Annotated in this window: 15 protein-coding genes; 8 read left to right on the top strand and 7 right to left on the bottom strand. The window is 64.0% G+C overall.

The genetic code is table 11. The annotated features are described in order from the left end of the window. Positions 1–191: 191 nt before the first annotated feature. From XI08_RS34015 to XI08_RS34005, 3 genes are all read right to left on the bottom strand, one after another. Positions 192–650: a cupin domain-containing protein gene (locus tag XI08_RS34015; protein WP_271577750.1), complete on the bottom strand. Its 459-nt coding sequence runs from the start codon at positions 648–650 to the stop codon at positions 192–194. Between the two features lie 430 nt (positions 651–1,080). Beyond that, a complete protein-coding gene (locus tag XI08_RS34010; protein WP_271577749.1) occupies positions 1,081–1,563 on the bottom strand; it encodes a phosphate-starvation-inducible PsiE family protein in 483 nt (160 codons plus the stop codon). A gap of 80 nt (positions 1,564–1,643) precedes the next feature. After that, positions 1,644–2,984, bottom strand: a complete 1,341-nt coding sequence (locus XI08_RS34005; protein ID WP_271577748.1) for a PQQ-dependent sugar dehydrogenase — start codon at positions 2,982–2,984, stop codon at positions 1,644–1,646. Between the two features lie 236 nt (positions 2,985–3,220). On the opposite strand from XI08_RS34005, the gene XI08_RS34000 reads away from it, so the two are divergent. The 3 genes from XI08_RS34000 to XI08_RS33990 all read left to right on the top strand — a co-directional run bounded on the left by XI08_RS34000 (position 3,221) and on the right by XI08_RS33990 (position 5,774). Beyond that, the gene (locus tag XI08_RS34000) at positions 3,221–4,411 is read left to right on the top strand and encodes a urate hydroxylase PuuD (protein ID WP_271577747.1); all 1,191 of its coding nucleotides are present in this window, start codon (positions 3,221–3,223) and stop codon (positions 4,409–4,411) included. A 152-nt stretch (positions 4,412–4,563) separates the two neighbouring features. Then, complete coding sequence (locus XI08_RS33995) at positions 4,564–5,421, top strand: VOC family protein (RefSeq protein ID WP_271577746.1); 858 nt, start codon at positions 4,564–4,566, stop codon at positions 5,419–5,421. A 77-nt stretch (positions 5,422–5,498) separates the two neighbouring features. Then, the gene (locus tag XI08_RS33990) at positions 5,499–5,774 is read left to right on the top strand and encodes a hypothetical protein (RefSeq protein WP_271577745.1); all 276 of its coding nucleotides are present in this window, start codon (positions 5,499–5,501) and stop codon (positions 5,772–5,774) included. On the opposite strand, the gene XI08_RS33985 is transcribed toward XI08_RS33990, so the two are convergent. Then, positions 5,771–6,805, bottom strand: coding sequence for a L,D-transpeptidase family protein (locus XI08_RS33985; RefSeq protein WP_271577744.1), 1,035 nt, complete (start codon positions 6,803–6,805; stop codon positions 5,771–5,773). The genes XI08_RS33990 and XI08_RS33985 overlap by 4 nt on opposite strands. A 179-nt stretch (positions 6,806–6,984) precedes the next feature. On the opposite strand from XI08_RS33985, the gene XI08_RS33980 reads away from it, so the two are divergent. Then, positions 6,985–7,947, top strand: a complete 963-nt coding sequence (locus XI08_RS33980) for a lytic transglycosylase domain-containing protein (protein ID WP_271577743.1) — start codon at positions 6,985–6,987, stop codon at positions 7,945–7,947. Positions 7,948–7,983: 36 nt separating this feature from the next. On the opposite strand, the gene XI08_RS33975 is transcribed toward XI08_RS33980, so the two are convergent. Then, entirely contained in the window at positions 7,984–8,967 is a 984-nt protein-coding gene (locus XI08_RS33975; RefSeq protein ID WP_271577742.1) for a Bug family tripartite tricarboxylate transporter substrate binding protein, read from the bottom strand. Between the two features lie 409 nt (positions 8,968–9,376). On the opposite strand from XI08_RS33975, the gene XI08_RS33970 reads away from it, so the two are divergent. Continuing rightward, the gene (locus tag XI08_RS33970) at positions 9,377–9,982 is read left to right on the top strand and encodes a hypothetical protein (RefSeq protein WP_271577741.1); all 606 of its coding nucleotides are present in this window, start codon (positions 9,377–9,379) and stop codon (positions 9,980–9,982) included. After that, positions 9,979–10,248, top strand: coding sequence for an HGGxSTG domain-containing protein (locus tag XI08_RS33965; RefSeq protein WP_271577740.1), 270 nt, complete (start codon positions 9,979–9,981; stop codon positions 10,246–10,248). Before XI08_RS33970 ends, XI08_RS33965 begins: the two co-directional genes overlap by 4 nt. Before the next feature lie 460 nt (positions 10,249–10,708). Here XI08_RS33965 and XI08_RS33960 read toward each other — a convergent pair whose 3' ends face one another. Both XI08_RS33960 and XI08_RS33955 read right to left on the bottom strand, forming a co-directional pair. Beyond that, on the bottom strand, positions 10,709–11,155 hold the full coding sequence (locus XI08_RS33960; protein ID WP_271577739.1) for a 3D domain-containing protein: 447 nt from the start codon (positions 11,153–11,155) through the stop codon (positions 10,709–10,711). 779 nt (positions 11,156–11,934) lie between these two features. Continuing rightward, complete coding sequence (locus tag XI08_RS33955) at positions 11,935–13,359, bottom strand: TAXI family TRAP transporter solute-binding subunit (protein ID WP_271577789.1); 1,425 nt, start codon at positions 13,357–13,359, stop codon at positions 11,935–11,937. Between the two features lie 261 nt (positions 13,360–13,620). On the opposite strand from XI08_RS33955, the gene XI08_RS33950 reads away from it, so the two are divergent. Together XI08_RS33950 and XI08_RS33945 are read left to right on the top strand one after the other, a co-directional pair. After that, positions 13,621–14,865 carry an MFS transporter gene (locus XI08_RS33950; RefSeq protein ID WP_271577738.1) on the top strand — a complete coding sequence of 415 codons (1,245 nt, stop codon included), beginning with the start codon at positions 13,621–13,623 and terminating at the stop codon, positions 14,863–14,865. 234 nt (positions 14,866–15,099) lie between these two features. Continuing rightward, positions 15,100–15,864, top strand: a complete 765-nt coding sequence (locus XI08_RS33945; protein WP_271577737.1) for an outer membrane protein — start codon at positions 15,100–15,102, stop codon at positions 15,862–15,864. Positions 15,865–15,980 lie beyond the last annotated feature (116 nt).

Raw genomic sequence — 15,980 nt, 5'->3', positions numbered from 1 at the left:
TTTGCGAATGATGGACCTGTGGCGTACGCCACATGGCTGGGCGTTCAAAGGCAATTGTTGTGGTGATGCCCAATCGCGCTAGGCGATTTCGCATGTCCCGTGGCCGGGTGTATGACCGCTTAGGATCAAACCAGACTTCGACAGGGGACGCCTCGAAGGTCCGCTAAGGGCCCAATACCGGAAGTGCGATCTCAATCCGAAACGATGATGCCAGCGGCCGCCATCCCCGCGCTGTTCCGCGCAATTAGGGACTTGAGCTTGTTGACGGCGCGGATGGCGATGCCGAACGGAAACGGAATGTTCAGGCGGAGGAAGGCGAGTTTCCTCACATAGCCCTCGACGTGCCACTTGACGCGCGCGCCCCTGCGGAAATAAATCACGTCACCAATGCCGTAGCGCTTCGGCGGCATGCCCTCGCTCTCAAGTACGATCGAGCCTTCGAGGATCATGATGGTCTCGTCGAGGTCGTAGTACCAGTTAAACTTGCCTTCAGTGCAGGACCAGACCAGGGTCTTGGCAGTATTGCATCGGCTGGCCGACACCAGTCGCGAGCGAGCTTCCGGATTGCCTTCAATGATCCAGGATGGCTCAATCGGCGACGGATCGAGTTCTATCCCGGAATACGCGACTTCAGTCAGCGCGAGCGGCATTGAGATCACCTCCAACTAGAACGAATTCGCAGGTTTTCAAAATCAGCCGAGTGTCACTTTTTCCCGATGGAGCGACACGATCAGATCTTCGGCGGAAGCCGTGAAGAGGGCAGTTTGTCGCAACGGCATATTCCGCCCGCACTCTAAAGTAGTACCCATTTCGGCGGACGGCCGAGGTCGGCGGCCTCCTCAAGCGCACCATCACCTTTGACCGTGGCCGCCCGCCAGAGTGCCGTGCTCCTTCCATGTCCGTCTTGGATGTCGGAGTAGGGTCAAAACCAGACATCGACCGGGGACGCCTCGAAGGTCCGCTAAGGGCCAACAGTGCAGGTCGGTTTGCTGGCAAACCTGTTTCCTTCGCGTCAGGCCAGGAACTTCGAATTTGAACTCGTTTTGTCAGCTTTTGTAGCGACCGCCTTGCAATGCAATCTCATCCGTCTCCCGCCGCGATGATTTCGCGCGGCTGCCCTTGGTCGCGCACCAGCCAATAGACGGCGCCCAGCGCGAGGATGGCTGCGGCGAGCGCCAGCAGATGGAAGGCATCCGTGCTCGACAGATCGAGAATGATCAATTTGCGTACCACCGCCAGCAACGCAATCAGGATGACAGAGCGTACTTGCACAACACTGTCGCGCCGCTCCGCCACCACCAGCAGGGAGCGCTTGAACTCAAGTGCAATGATGACGGTAAAGATCATACCGAACACCGTCTGGAATACACCATAATCGGTCGGATCGAAATTGGTTGCCCAGATGCTGAGTAGGATTTTCAGCGTCAGATTCCACAGCGCGAGGGCGATGATGATGGCGATCAGCGTGGTCAGCATCAGGACGCAGATTTGCTCGAATTTCTGGTAAAGCGTCAGCGGCTCGAACGACAGGCGCAGATCAGAGAATTCCTTTTTCAAAGACATCGTCGGCTCCATCAGCCCTCACCCGTCTCGCCGCTACGCGTCGAGCCACCCTCTCCCACAAGGGGAGAGGGAAAGCACTGTCACTGCCGCGTGCTGGTCACCCGCCAGATCGTGCCGTTGCCGTCCTCCGACACCAGCAGCGATCCGTCCTTCGCCACGGCTACTCCCACCGGCCTTCCCCACACCTCCGTGTCGCTCACCACAAACCCGGTGACGAAATCCTCGTATTCGCCGGTCGGCTTGCCGTCCTTCATCCGGATACGGATCACCTTGTAGCCGGTGCGCTTCGACCGGTTCCAGGAGCCGTGCTCGGCGGCGAAGGCGTCGCCCTGGTATTCGGATGGAAACTGCGTGCCCTGGTGGAAGGTCATGCCGAGCGAGGCCGAGTGCGGCTGTATCAGCACGTCGGGGATCGTCACCTTGTCCTTGAGGTCGGGCCGCGCGCCGGCATGGCGCGGGTCTTCGTTGCCGCCGATATAGAACCACGGCCAGCCGTAGAAGGCGCCTTCCTTCACGCTGGTCACGTAGTCGGGCACGAGGTCGTCGCCGAGGCCGTCGCGTTCGTTGGTCGAGCACCACGGCAGGCCGGTCTGCGGCTCGATCGCGAGGCCGACGCAATTGCGGATGCCGGTGGCGTAGATCTTCCGCTCCTTGCCATCGGGATTGAAGGCCAGCACGGTGGCGCGCTCGGTCTCGCTGGCCCAGGCCGCGCCGAGCGGCTGCGTTTTCGACCACGCATCCATCCCGCCCGGCGGCGTGCCCATGCCCTCGGCGACGTTGCTGAGCGAGCCGACCGAGACCAGCATACGCTTGTTGTCAGGCGTGAAGACGATGTCGCGGGTGGAATGGCCGCCGTCATGCGGCAAGCTTGCCACGATCGTCTCGGCCTTGGCACGCGCCTTGAGGTCGCCGGCCTGATAGGGAAAGCGGACGACGCTGTCGGTGTTGGCGACATAGACCCATTGCGGATTGTCGCCGTTCGGAAAGAAGGCGATGCCGAACGGCTGCCGCAGGCCGCTGGCGAACACCTCATTGGTCGCGACCTTGCCGCCCTCGCCGGCGCGCAACACACGGATGGTGCCGGCCCGCGTCTCCGCGACGAAGACGTCGCCGTTCGGCGCCACGCGCACGATGCGCGGCGCGCGCAGGCCTTCTGCGAACAGCTCGATCTTGAAGCCTGCCGGCACCTGAAGCGCCGCCTCCGGCGGACGCGGCACCACACGCGACGAGCTCGCGACCGACCGCGTGGCGCCGGGCCTGACCAGATCCTGCGGCCGGATCAGCCTGATTGTGCCGGGCTTGTCGGCCTGCCAGTCGCCGTAGGCATCCTTGCCCTGCAGCACCGGCTCGGCCTGTGCGCCGGCCGCGGCGGCCACCAGCAAGCTCGCAGATATCACCGCGGTCGAAATCCGGTTCTTCACGTCGTCTTCCTCCCGGCCTGTACGTCTCGAACGTCAACGCCGATCGATCCGTAAACGTTCTGCGGCGGGTCAAACGCCTGCCGAATCCCACATCAGCTCATGCCCGCACGATGTGCATCAGCCGCGACCCATCGTACTGGAAAATGCCGCTGATCGGTGCGACACATTGTAAGGGCACGACCGCCGGTTGCGGTCATCAAAGCTGCGGCATTTGTGTCGCACCTGATGGGGTGATCATGTGGGGATCCATCATATCGGAATGGGCGAGCCTGCTGCTCCGCTGGCTGCACGTGGTGGCGGCGATCGCCTGGATCGGCAGTTCCTTCTATTTCATCGCCCTCGACCTCAGCCTCAAACCCAGGAGCGATCTACCTGATGGGGTGCAGGGCGAGGCCTGGCAGGTCCATGGCGGCGGCTTCTACCGGATCATGAAATACCTGGTCGCGCCCACCCGGATGCCGGATGAGCTGACCTGGTTCAAATGGGAGGCCTACACCACCTGGCTGTCCGGCTTCGCGCTGATGGTGGTGGTCTATTATCTCGAGGCCGATCTGTTCCTGGTCGACAAGTCGATCCTCGACCTCACACCACTGCAGGCCGGGCTGTTCAGCTTCTTCAGCCTGGCTCTGGCATGGGCGCTCTACGAGGCCGCCTGCCGCACCGGGCTAGCCCAGCGCGAGCTGCCGTTCGCCATCGGCGGCTACCTGTTCCTGGTCGCGCTGACCTACGCTTTCACCCATGTACTGAGCGGCCGCGGTGCGTTCAACCAGATCGCGGCGATCATCGGCACCATCATGGTCGCCAACGTCTTCACGCTGATCATCCCGAACCAGAAGAAGATCGTGGCGGCGCTGATCGCGGGACAGGCGCCCGATCCGAAGCTCGGCAAGACCAGCAAGGAGCGTTCGGTCCACAACAACTACCTGACGCTTCCCGTCGTCGTGCTGATGATCAGCAACCACTATCCCCTGCTCTACGCCACCCGCTTCAACTGGATCATCGTCGCGATCATCCTGGCGCTCGGCCCCGTGATCCGCCACTTCTTCAACGAGCGTCACGCCGGGCGGAAATCGCCGTGGTGGGTGTGGGGTGTCGCCGCCGCGGGGGCAATCGCGATCCTTTTCCTCTCCGCGGCCGGCCCGCGCGAGGTGAAGACCGGCGCGCTGTCGGTGCAGCCCACGGTCGCCAATGTCGAGGAGATCGTGATGTCCCGCTGCAGCATGTGCCATGCGGCCGAACCGGTCTGGGCCGGGATCGTCACCGCACCGAAGGGCATATTGCTCGACGCGCCCGAGCACATCCAGCGCAACATCCGCCTGATCGGCCGCGTCGCGGCCTGGTCCACTGCGATGCCGCCCGGCAACATCACTGAGATGACAAGCGAGGAGCGCGCCATCCTCGCCGCCTATATCGAGCAGGCGCGCTGACGCCATCACGCGTCGATATCGCGTTTCGCGGACTGAAATTTCCGCATGTCCCGCCGATTTGAAAATGACTTGATCGTCCATCCGGCGTAGACAGGGACAGCGGCCGCTCGTGCCGTCCAAATCCAATCTGCATCTGCCGCGGGGAAATCACAGTGGCCCTCAAGAACGTCATCGGTATCGACCACGCCGTGGTCATGGTGAAGGACCTCGACAAGGCCGCCGAGACCTACCGGCAGCTCGGCTTCACGGTCTCGCCGCGCGGCACCCACAGCGCGCATATGGGCACCGGCAACTACACCATCATGTTCGACCCGGACTACATGGAGCTGCTCGGCGTGCTGGCCGCGACCGAGCACAATGCGCCGGCCCGCGCCTTCCTCGACACGCGCGGCGAAGGCATCGAGCGCATCGCCTTCACGGCTGTCGACAGCGCCGCCGGCGCGGAGGAAATCCGCGCGCGTGGCCTGACGCCGATCGGCCCGACCGATTTCGAGCGGCCGGTGACGCTGCCCGATGGCACGGTCTCGGCGGCGAAATTCCGCACCTTCATGTGGCCGACCGCGGAAGCGCCGGGCGGCGTGCGCATCTTCGCCTGCCAGCACAAGACCCGCGAGACCGTGTGGATTCCCGAGCTGATGAAGCACGCCAATGCGGCAAAGCGGATCAGGCAGACGCTGATCGCAACGCCCGAGCCCGCGAAGGAAGCCGCGCACCTCGCGCGCCTGATCGACCGCGATCCGAAGACCGAGGCCGACGGCGCGGTGACCGTGCCCTCCGGCGGCGATCGCGCCGACTTCGTCTATCTGACGCTCGACCAGCTCGGCAAGCGCTATCCCGGCGTGCCGCTCGCGGGCCTCTCCGAGCGCGGCGGCGCGGCGCTGGTGCTCGTCAGCGGCGATCTCGCGGCGACCGAGAAGGCGCTGGGCGTGGCGGCGCTGCGCAGCGGGCCTGCCATCGTCGTGCCGCCGGCCAAGGCCAACGGCACTCTGCTCGCCTTCGTTGCCGGCTGATTTGAACTAATTCTTTAACAAGCGTTTACCGGGCGGCTCTAGGCTTCTGGCTATCCACGCCGCCCGGGGCCAGACGCATGTTCAAAGAGGGATCGCCGATCGTCTATGACGCGCCGGCCGAACTGAAGAAGTGGCCGTCGCTGAAGGGCGAGAGGCAGAAGGACCGAGGTCCGCCCTACCTCGTCTACAACGGCACGCTCGCCGACTGCGTCCGCGAACTGATGGGCAAGCCCATCAAGGGCATCTCGCTCTACGACATCATGACGAGGCCGCAACCGGCCTTCGAGCAGACCGTGCTGTCGCCCGGCGATGCCGCCGAGATCGCGATGCGCAAGGATTTTCCGAAGGATTAGTTCGCCGCGCGCCGGGCAGCAGGCTTTCCCTGCTGCTTCGACGAAGAGTCCGTGGGAGCATCGAGGAAGACGACCGGCGTGCCGCGCTTGACGCTCTCGCCCAGCGCGCGAACGTCCCAATTGGTGAGCCTGATGCAGCCATGGGACGCGGACTTGCTCACCCTGTCGGGCTCCGCCGTTCCATGGATGCCGTAGCCCTGCGCCGACAGGCCGATCCAGTACGAACCGACTGGATTGTTCGGCCCGGGTTTGACATCGAACGGCTTTCTGGATCTGACGCTGTTGAACCTGTACTCCGGGTTGTAGTGATAAGTCGGCTTGTCATTGGTCGAGGTGACCTTGAGCGTCCCGCTCGGCGTCGGCCGATCCGGACTGCCGATTGACGCCGGATAGAACGCGACCAGGCGGCCAGTACCGTCGAACGCCTTCAATGTCCCGTTCTTCTTGTCGACCTCGAGCCGCGCAGCACGCGGCAGCTCTCGCCGCGCCGAAACATTCGCGACGATGATGGTCTCTCCGGCCTTGTCGAACGACTTGCCGGGATTGAGGGCCTTGAGCAGATCCGCACTCACGTGGAATTTCTCGGCGAGTCCCTCGAGAGGGCTGGTGTAGTTCAGCGCCTCCAGCGACTTCATGTCGTCGAGCTTCGCCGGCAGCACCTTCAGGAACGGCCCTTTCACATCCGCATCGCCGATCCTGTAGTCGACGACAACAGGGCCTTCGCTCGCCGCATTCAACTTGTCCCACAGCTCCGGAGCGATACCCTTGTCGGACGCGATGCCGTTCTGCTCTGCGAATGCCTTCAGCGCCTTCTGCGCGTTCTCGCCGAATTTGCCGTCGATCTCGCCGGGAGAGAATTGCGCACGATCGAGCAGGATCTGAAGCTTCACCACGGATGCATCGACCTTGTCGGCGGCCGGCTGTCTTGCAGGGCGCGCAGCGTCATTCACGGCTGCGGCGCCAAGATTGCCCGCGACGGCCGGGACAGCAAGCCACAGCGAAATCACCGCACCGAAGATCCATCGCACCATGTTCGCTCGTCCCGCTTGCAGATGCCCGCAAACGCACGGGAAGTTTCCCTTCGGGAACACCGTAGTAGCACCGACGCAACCTGTGAGATCGCAGCTTTGCCGCAATCGGACGGTTAAGGACACCTTCTCGCCGGGCGTATCACCGGCCGTTCATCCCACAGTTCGAGGTTGTCCACGCAATGCGATTTGTCGTCGCGGCTTGCGCCGCGTTTCTGATTCTGATGTGCGACCTCGATCCGTCGGCGTCCCGGCAAACATCAACCTTCGACCACGCCGTACTTGAGAACAACCGAGCCTCCCCGCTTGTTCCAGTGGTGGAGCTCTTCCTCGCAAGCGTTCAGGCCATCGAGCTCGCCAACGCCCGCGCGGCCTTTGAGGACACGATCGAACCGCCGCGCGCGGTCGAGCCCGTAGCGCAGGCCCCGGTTTCAGCGACTGAACGATTCTGCCGCGCGCTTCGCGAAGCCGCCGAGGCCAGCGGCATTCCCGTGCCGTTCTTCGCACGCCTGCTCTGGCAGGAGAGCCGCTTTCGTTCCAACGAGGTCAGCCCGGCCGGCGCACAGGGCGTCGCGCAGTTCATGCCGGAGACGGCGGCCGAGGTCGGGTTGGATGATCCCTTCGATCCCATCAAGGCGCTGCCCGCATCGGCAAGATTCCTGCGCAAGCTGCGTGACGATTTCGGCAATCTCGGCCTCGCAGCGGCCGCCTACAACGCAGGTCCCGGCCGCATCCAGAAATGGCTCGCCAGAGAGAGCGAGCTGCCGCGCGAGACGCGCGACTATGTCCGCATCATCACCGGCACCAGGGCCGAGGATTGGACCGAGCGCACAGAGGCTCTCGCAATCCGGATCGACCTGCCGCGCGAAGCGCCTTGCGAAGGCGTCGGCAGCCTGTCCAAGACGAAGGACGTCGCCTGGGTTCCGGTGAACCTGACACCGTCGGTCGTCACCATCATGCGCAACGCCGAGCAGCTGGCGGCGCGGCTCTCGGCGAGCCGTGCACGCAAGCGGTTCGCAATCTTGCTGCGCAAGAATGCCGGGGCCCACGGCAAGGCACGGAGCATGATCGCGGCCCGCGCGACCGGAAAGAGTGCAAGAGCTCGTGCGATCCGCCTTGCGGCGCGCGAACGCTCCTCGAGCTAGCTCACACCGGCCATGCTCTTTGGTGCCGCGGGCGCCTCACTCCGCCTTGATGTTCGCCGCCACCACGACCTCGGCGAGCTCCTTGGTCTCCTTCGCGATCTTCGCGGCGTACTCGGCCGGGCTGAGCACGCTGACGACGCCCTGCGAGCCGAGCTTCGCCTCAACCGCCGGATCCCTGGCGGCGGCGACGATCTCCCGGTGCAGCGTCTCCAGGATCGGCGCAGGCACGGCCTTCGGCATGAAGAAGCCGACCCAGAACGACAGGTCGAAGCCGGGGTAGCCTGCTTCCGCAACCGTCGGCACATCAGGCAACGACGGCAGCCGCTCGGCGGAGGACACCGCGAGCGCGCGCAGCTTTCCGGCCTTCACCAGCGGCACGGCGGACAAGGGATCGAACACCGCCAGCACCTCCTGTGCGAGGATGCCGACCTCGGAGGCGGCACCGCCGCGATAAGGCACGTGGATCATCTTGATGCCGGCCTTCTGGCCGAGCAGCTCCATGGCGAGATGGGCGAGGTTGCCGTTGCCGCCCGAGCCGTAGGCAAGCTCGCCCGGCCTCGCCTTCGCCGCGGCAACGAGATCGGCCACGGTCTTGATGTCGACGGTCCCAGGGTTCTCCGGATTGACCACCAGCACCAGCGGCGCCGACACCACGGTCGTCAGCGGCGCGAAGTCGCTTATCGGGTCGTAGCGAATGTCCTTGAACAGCGTCTTGTTGAGCGTGATGGTGGAGGAGTTGCAGGCCAGCATCGTGTAGCCGTCCGCATCCGCATGCGCCACGCCCTCGGCGGCGATCATGCCGTTGGCGCCGGCGCGGTTCTCGACCACGAAGGGCTGCCCGAGCTTGTTGCTCAGCCTGTCGCCGATGATCCGCGCGACGACATCGACCGGCCCGCCCGCGCTGAAGCCGACCATGACCTTCACCGGCCGCGCCGGATATTTCTGCGCGAAGACCTCTGTCGACAGCGCGCAGGCGCACAATCCGGCGATGACTGCCAGCAGGCGAGCCGTTCGTTGCATTCCTTCTCTCCCCAGACTTCAGTGCCGCTTGTGCATGTTTGTTGGTGCGGCGTTCGGTGATCATGATGAGCGGCCGCACGGGATTCCGCAATCTCGTTTCCGCGCAGTCAATTCCGTCGCACGGCACGTAAGCGCCGGTTCAAAACAAAAAATGCGAAAACAACCCCATGCACAGTAGCCGGCGCTTGAGAGAACAAGGACTTGCGCGCTTCGCAATGCCGTTTGACTCGTCGGGCAAAACACCTGCAGAATGCCATCATCGCAACAATCGTGAACGTGACGGCCGGCCTGACCAGGACCGCCCCGACGTGGTTGCGCGTAAGCCCTTCATCGACATCTGAAAATTCGCATCCGCACGCAGCAGCGAACGGTCGTTCGCGCGCGCCTGCGCCGGCAAAGGACACAGCCCATGACGACAGCACCGAACCGCCACATCACCTCGCCGCTTGCGACAAACGATCGCGGCGGCCCCGCCGCGAGCCCGCGGATCAGACTCTACAAGCGCAGCATTGCGATCAGCCATCCGGACCCGCAAGCCGGCGAGCGGCTGCTGGCCGAAGCGCTCGGTGCCGCCGACCGCGACGCGCTGCACGGCATGCTGAGGCAATTGGTCAAAGCGAGCGCGGTCGGGCAGAAGCCTAATGAGGCCAATCTCGCCTTCATGGTCTCGATGATCAGGAGCATCGCACCGAAGGATTCCATCGAGGCCATGCTGGTGTCGCAGATGGTTTCCGTTCACGTGGCGACGATGCGCTGCGCCTGTCGCCTCGCCTGCACGGACAACCTTCCGCAGCAGGAAAGCGTCACGCGCGCATTGACCCGGCTGACCCGCACCTTCGCCGCTCAGGTCGAGGCCCTGAGCCGCCACCGCAACAGTGACGAGCGCGCAATCACGGTGCAAAACCTGTCCGTGCAGGACGGAGGACGAGCGATCGTCGGCAACGTCACGCAGCATGCGAACGTGATCGTTGCGGAGCCGGGTTCGAGCGACGCAAGGCAAGGCACCAACCCATGACCGGCGACCACACCCGCAACACCGTCCCGATGCGGGCCAGTCCCCGCTGCGGCGCCCGAACCCGCGATGGCGATGCCTGCCGCGCACCAGCCGCACACGGCAAGGCGCGCTGCCGCATGCACGGCGGCGCGCTGAGGACCGGTGCGCCGAGAGGAAACCGGAATGCGCGCACGCACGGCGCCTTCACACCGGACGGCATCGCGGAACGACAGGCGATCCAGGCGTTGCTGGACGAGACGCGGAAGCTGTTGGTCGGGATGAGCTGATTCGCAAGTTCGCGATGAGGAAACCAGACGAAGCCATTGATGGCTAATCGAGGGGGACTTGCACGATGGCTGTCGACCATCTGTTCACCGGCCGGAGGAGATTCGATCATTCATTGCGCAGCCCGCGCAATGGTTGATGTTAGTGCTTCCCGGAGAGACGTTTCGGCCCACTTGAACTCGATGCAGTCCCCGGCTTGGCCGCTGTCCCGAGTTGCTTCGCCGCAATCCCGTATACCTCGAAAAGACGGCGGAGAGTTCTCTGGGCCCGTTGAACATGAGCGTAGCTGGTTGGCCTGCCCGTCGACTGACGTTTGTGATCTTGCCCTTTAGACGACAGATGTCAGTACAGGTCACTTTGCCACAGTCCCCGGATATGCGAGAGCAGCACTAGAAGCCAGCACGAAGGCTCGTGACAACCATAACCGACCATTCACGTCCTCTCCATTCTTGCTTCCTGACATCAATCCATTCGATGGAGGCCCTTCATATGGGCCGTAAGCGCGGGGTTCTTGACGACGTACGCAGCAAACTGTTTTTCTCGACCATCGACCCCCGGAAGCAGGTTCGGCCTTGGGCTAATCAGGCCAGTGAAGAAGTCGATGTGATCGCTTTTGATCCCGCTGCCTGAATCGGCAGCAAAGAAGTATCCGTCATGCCGAACGGTTTGACCGGAAGGAAGCTTCACGCGCACGCCACGAAGATGAGGAATATAAAGCACAGTCCCTTGGGTGATCTGCGGGTTGTATGTGGCGACGGTCCGCCACGGCACAAGCCAACGCTGCCCCTTTCCGTTGCCGTACGGGGCCATCGTCTGCCGATACCGCGTGCGTTCAAAGGCCGCGACTATGGCGGGCCAATTTTCGCTCACCCTGCCTTGCTCGTAGAGATTGAGCTTCGATCGAAACATTGTGGTGCAGTCAGTCTGAGCGTCTGATGCGAGCACAGCACCTGCGATGGTGTAGGACGAATATGCAGCGGAGGGGCTCGGCCGCGCACGGAAGGCGCCCTCGTCCGCCGCGTTGCAGAAGTCCGCAACGGACAGTCTCGGTCCCAAGCGTTGTCCGGACAGATCAAGAATGGGAACACCGCTCGCCGAATAGCCATGGGTCGGCGTGTAATAGTAGGTCCAAAAAGATTAAGCGCATCCCCCGTTTCGATCGCGGCTGGAGGCGCAAAGCTCTTCCAATATGCACGGGAGAAAGCTTCGTTGGCGTTCCAAGAACTTCTCTCCGGTGCGACGTTCACAACCGAAGTGCCACAGCCAGCCAGACACAAGAAAATCGAACAAACAAAAGATGCGCGAACACGCGCACACGACTGCCCCATCGCCTTCCCCCATATAATCGCCAAATACACAAGGCAGCGAATGCAATGTCAACCAAAGATTGAGCTCTCCGGAAATACCGATGGAGCCTCGACCTGATGGCGGCAGATTTCCAAATCGGGCCTCAGGCGCTGGAGAGCCTCACCCCGGTCTGTCCCTTCGCCTTTGCCGCAGTCGGCGCGGATTAGCTTTGGCGTACGCCGCGAGGGCCATCGCGGAACGACGGGCGATCCAGGCGTTGCTGGACGAGACGCTGAAGCTGTTGGTCGAGATGAAGTCAAGCTGACGGCCGAGAACCGGAGGTCCAGCCACGGCGGCGCAGGCGCGGAGGAATCCGCAACGGCCTGTTCAAACGGCTGCCGCTATCCTCGCAGCGTAGAGCCTGTTGCCGCGCCTCGAATGGTTTCGAAGCTGGTACGTTGCAACGCGGCTCGCCTCTCGGCAATGGCATTGCTCAAGAGATCGAGCACCAGCCCAAAAGCGGCGAGTTCCTCTTCCTCGATAGCACCGTCATCGTAGCACTCGAGCGTTTCAGCGATGATGGCGTCCGCCTCGCTCTGCAGGGTCAGCAGTTCCTGGTTGGATTCGGCGGTACGCGCGCTCGAGACCATGGCGAGGATTCTCTTGCGATGGCTGGTGTTGTCCTCCCTTTCGTCGCGGTTCAAGTAACGGCGCAACCAGGCGGCGGCCGAGCCGATCCCGGAGAGAAGCAGGAGCCCGAACCAGAACAAATCGCCGTACCGGTCGAGAAAGGTGCGTTCGTTGCCGTCGATGACGGCCGCCGCTCCCCGATGTACCGGCAGCTCGGTGTCCTTCTCGAGGTCCGGCTTGGTGATGTGTGCAGCGCCAGGGACCTGCTTCGCAATCGCCTGACGGACGGCAAAGAGCTGCCGGAAAAACGCCGCTACCGTGGTTTCGGACATGCTCTTTCTTGCCACGATGAGGTGGCTGACGCTGACCGTCTCGACCTTGTCACCCGGCCAGGCCGGATCCGCATTGAAGACGCTCGGCGGAATTTCCTCCGATTCATACCGGGGATGCCTCAAGGCGATCGCTTCCGACGTCTCGATGTCGAGAAACTTCGGTTCGCCGCGGGCGCGCGCCGTAGCAGCAACGGCGTCGGATGTGATTTTGCTGTCGAGTGGCCCGACTGTCATGAACGCATCGAGGGTGAGATCGCGCGCCAGCTCCCCGATCTGTTCAGTGCCAAACTGCGTCACCGCGACCTTCTCGGCGTCCACGCCGGCGGCGCTCAGGATGACTCGCAGCAACGCGGCATTCACGGGGGTCCGCCCAATCACGCCGACGCGGTGCCCCGCGAGATCAGCGACCTCCTTGATTTTCGGCGACCGCTTTCCTTTCGAGCCCTTGCCCGCAGGCGCGGAGGGCGCCCACAGCACGACGAAGTTCTTACGCACGACGGCGACGGTCTGCGCCTCGGCGGGCATTTCCAGATCACCGCGGCCGACGGCAAGGTCCGCCTTGCCTGCCCCAAGCAGGGCGAGAGACTCCACCGCCCCGTTGGTTTTGATCAGAGACAGCCTGACGGTTCGACTTTCGCTCCTGAAGGCATCGGCCATTGCCTCGATGACTTTGGAATCGTCGCTGCCGGGCGGGCCAACGGCGATCCGGAGAACCTCGGGCCGCAATGCGTAGTAGAGTGCACCCGCGGCCGCACCAAAGACAAGAAATCCAACGGCGAGAGCCAGCAGTAGGGAATTGCTCCTCCTCCGCTCTCGGCGGGCCGCGTCACTGGTCGTCTTGCTTGTACTCTCGTTGGAAGACATTGCCGCCGCCAGCTGCAGATCCTGGTCCCCATGATACCACATCTTCCCGGGAACAACGTCCTGACGGCCGGCTTGGTTCATCGTCTCAGACAGCGGCGTCAGACCCGCTTTGATGGGCAACGTGCCTGCCGTCACGGCGCGCCGGCACCACTTTGCGCTGACGGCGCCGCCATTCCGGAATGAGGGGGTCGCGCTGCCGCCATTGGCGGCCGCCCCGCGATCATGTACCCCCATCCAAAACCTTCTCGGGACGGGACACTCATGGAGACCGCAGCCACTAACGACGCGGGAGGCGCCACCCGCGCGCTGATCTTCGCGCTGGTCGCGCTCGCCTGCGGGCATATGCTCTCGACCTTGCTGCGCACGGTTCCCGCCATCAGCCTCGACCTGATGGCGGCGGATTTCCACGTCAAGCCGCAGGCGCTGGCGAGCCTGACCTCGGTCTATCATTTCGCCTTTGCGGCGGCGCAGATCCCGGTCGGCGCGGCGATGGACCGCTTCGGCGTGCGGCCGGTGTCGCTCGGCCTGCTGGCTGGAACCGTGTTCGGCGCGGTCGCATCGGGCTTTGCGACCGGCCCCGAGAGCTTTGCGGTCGGCCAGCTCATGCTCGGCGTTGCCACCTCGGGCATGCTGATGTGCCCGATGACCCTGGCGGCCAAGCAATTGTCGGCGGCGCGCTTCGGGCTGTGGTCGGGCGCGATCCTCTCGATCGGCAATATCGGCATGCTGCTGTCGTCGAGCCCGCTCGCCTTCGTCGTCGACACCTGGGGCTGGCGCGCCGGGTTCTGGATCTCCGCAGCTGGCGGCGTTGCAGTCGCGCTCGCGGTGTTCGCGCTGGTGCCGAACCAACCGGCCGAGCACAAGGATCATTCCTCGCCGATGTCGCAGATGATCGAGGTGCTCAGGCTCGGCCTGTCGCGGCCGCTGCGCGGCCTGATCGCGCTGGCGCTGGTGTCGCTGGCGACCTCGCTGGTGCTGCGCGGCCTGTGGGGCGGACCGTGGCTCATGGACGTCAAGGGATTGTCGCGGATCGAGGCCGGCAACCAGCTTGGTGCGTTCACGCTGGCGATGATCGTGGGGCCGCTGCTCATCGGCATGATCGATCGCAGGCTCGGCCGCCGCCGCGAACTGGTGGCCGGCTCACATCTCGCCGGCGCGTTGCTGCTGGCGCTGATGGCGCTCGGCGCGCCGCACTTTGCGGTCTCCGCGCTGTTCGGCGTCGACGTGATGCCGCCGCAATACGATTTGGTGCTGTTCGTGCTGATTGGGCTCGCGACCTCCGCGCAGCCGCTGCTGTTCGGCATGTCCAGGCAACTGGTCGACGCGCAGGTTGCGGGCAAGGCGCTCGCCGCGATCAACCTCGCCTTCTTCCTCGGCGCGGCGTTGATGCAGTCGCTCACCGGCGCGGTCGCGGCGCTCGCGGGGCTGCCGGCAGTGCTGCTGTTCATGGCAGCAGCGCTCCTTTTCGGCACGCTGATCTTCCTGGCGTATACGCGGACTGCGTGAAGCAGCGAAATTCCCGATTCTTCCTGTCGCGCCAGCCTCTGTGAAAAGTCGCAACCTGCAGTGGCCGTTATTTCCACTGTGGCCCGGTGGGTACAGCCGCCGCGTGAGCCGCCGCGTACTGTGACCAGATCGCGAAGTCGGGCAACTCACCAGATGAAGTCGCTGGCCTGTGCGATGCCGACGCGCACGATACGCTTCAGGCGCCATTGCCGTTAGTTGAAGGAAGATCCTCCCATGACCACCAAAACCCTTGTCAGCGCCATCGCGCTGGCCGTCTCGACGTTCACCTCGGCCATGGCGGCGGACGTGTCGATGCCGTACAAGGCGGCGCCTGCGGCCCCGGCCTTCTCCTGGACCGGTTGCTATGTCGGCGGCAATGGCGGCGGCGGTCGCGGGGTCAACGAGCAGCAGCCCATCCTCGGGCTAACATTCAATGCCGATCACAGCAGCGGCTGGCTCGCCGGTGTGCAGGGGGGCTGCGACTATCAGGTCGGCTCCCTCGTGGTCGGCCTCGAAGGCCAGTTCGATTGGGCCGACATGAAGGACACCACCGCGACACTGATTTCGGGCGGCGCCGCCGGCATCCTGCTGACGACCCAGCTCGATCGCGTCGCCACCGCGACGGGCCGCATCGGCTACGCCTTCGATCGCGTGCTGTTCTACGCCAAGGGCGGCGCCGCCTTCGCCCGCTTCAACCATCAGATGACGCAGACCGATTTCGCCGCCTTCACGGCTGATTTCAAGGGGTCGCGCGATGTGGCGGGATTCGTCGTCGGTGCCGGTATCGAATATGCGCTGCTGCCAAACCTGTCGTTGAAGGCCGAATACAATTATTTCGACTTTGGAACGAACGGCTACACCCTGAACTGCTCCGGCAATCCCGCATGTGCCGGCACTCCCTTGTTCCCGGCCAGCGTCCGGCAAAACATGCAAACCGTCATGCTCGGCGTGAACTGGCGATTCAATACGGCCCTCGCCCCGCTCGTCGCGCGATACTGATTGGTGTGCCGAAGGCGGCCGCGGCGCGTCGTGTTCGGCGCGCCGCGGCCGTGGCTTTGATGCGGTCGTCCCTGCCCCGCCCCAGATTCACCGGACTGTCCGAGAGGCCTTGCGAA

It is taken from the genome of Bradyrhizobium sp. CCBAU 11361 (assembly GCF_028128935.1).
In the GTDB taxonomy this organism is placed as follows: domain Bacteria; phylum Pseudomonadota; class Alphaproteobacteria; order Rhizobiales; family Xanthobacteraceae; genus Bradyrhizobium; species Bradyrhizobium niftali.
Note: the sequence above shows the minus strand (reverse complement) of the source record. Positions and strands in the feature narration are given on the sequence as shown.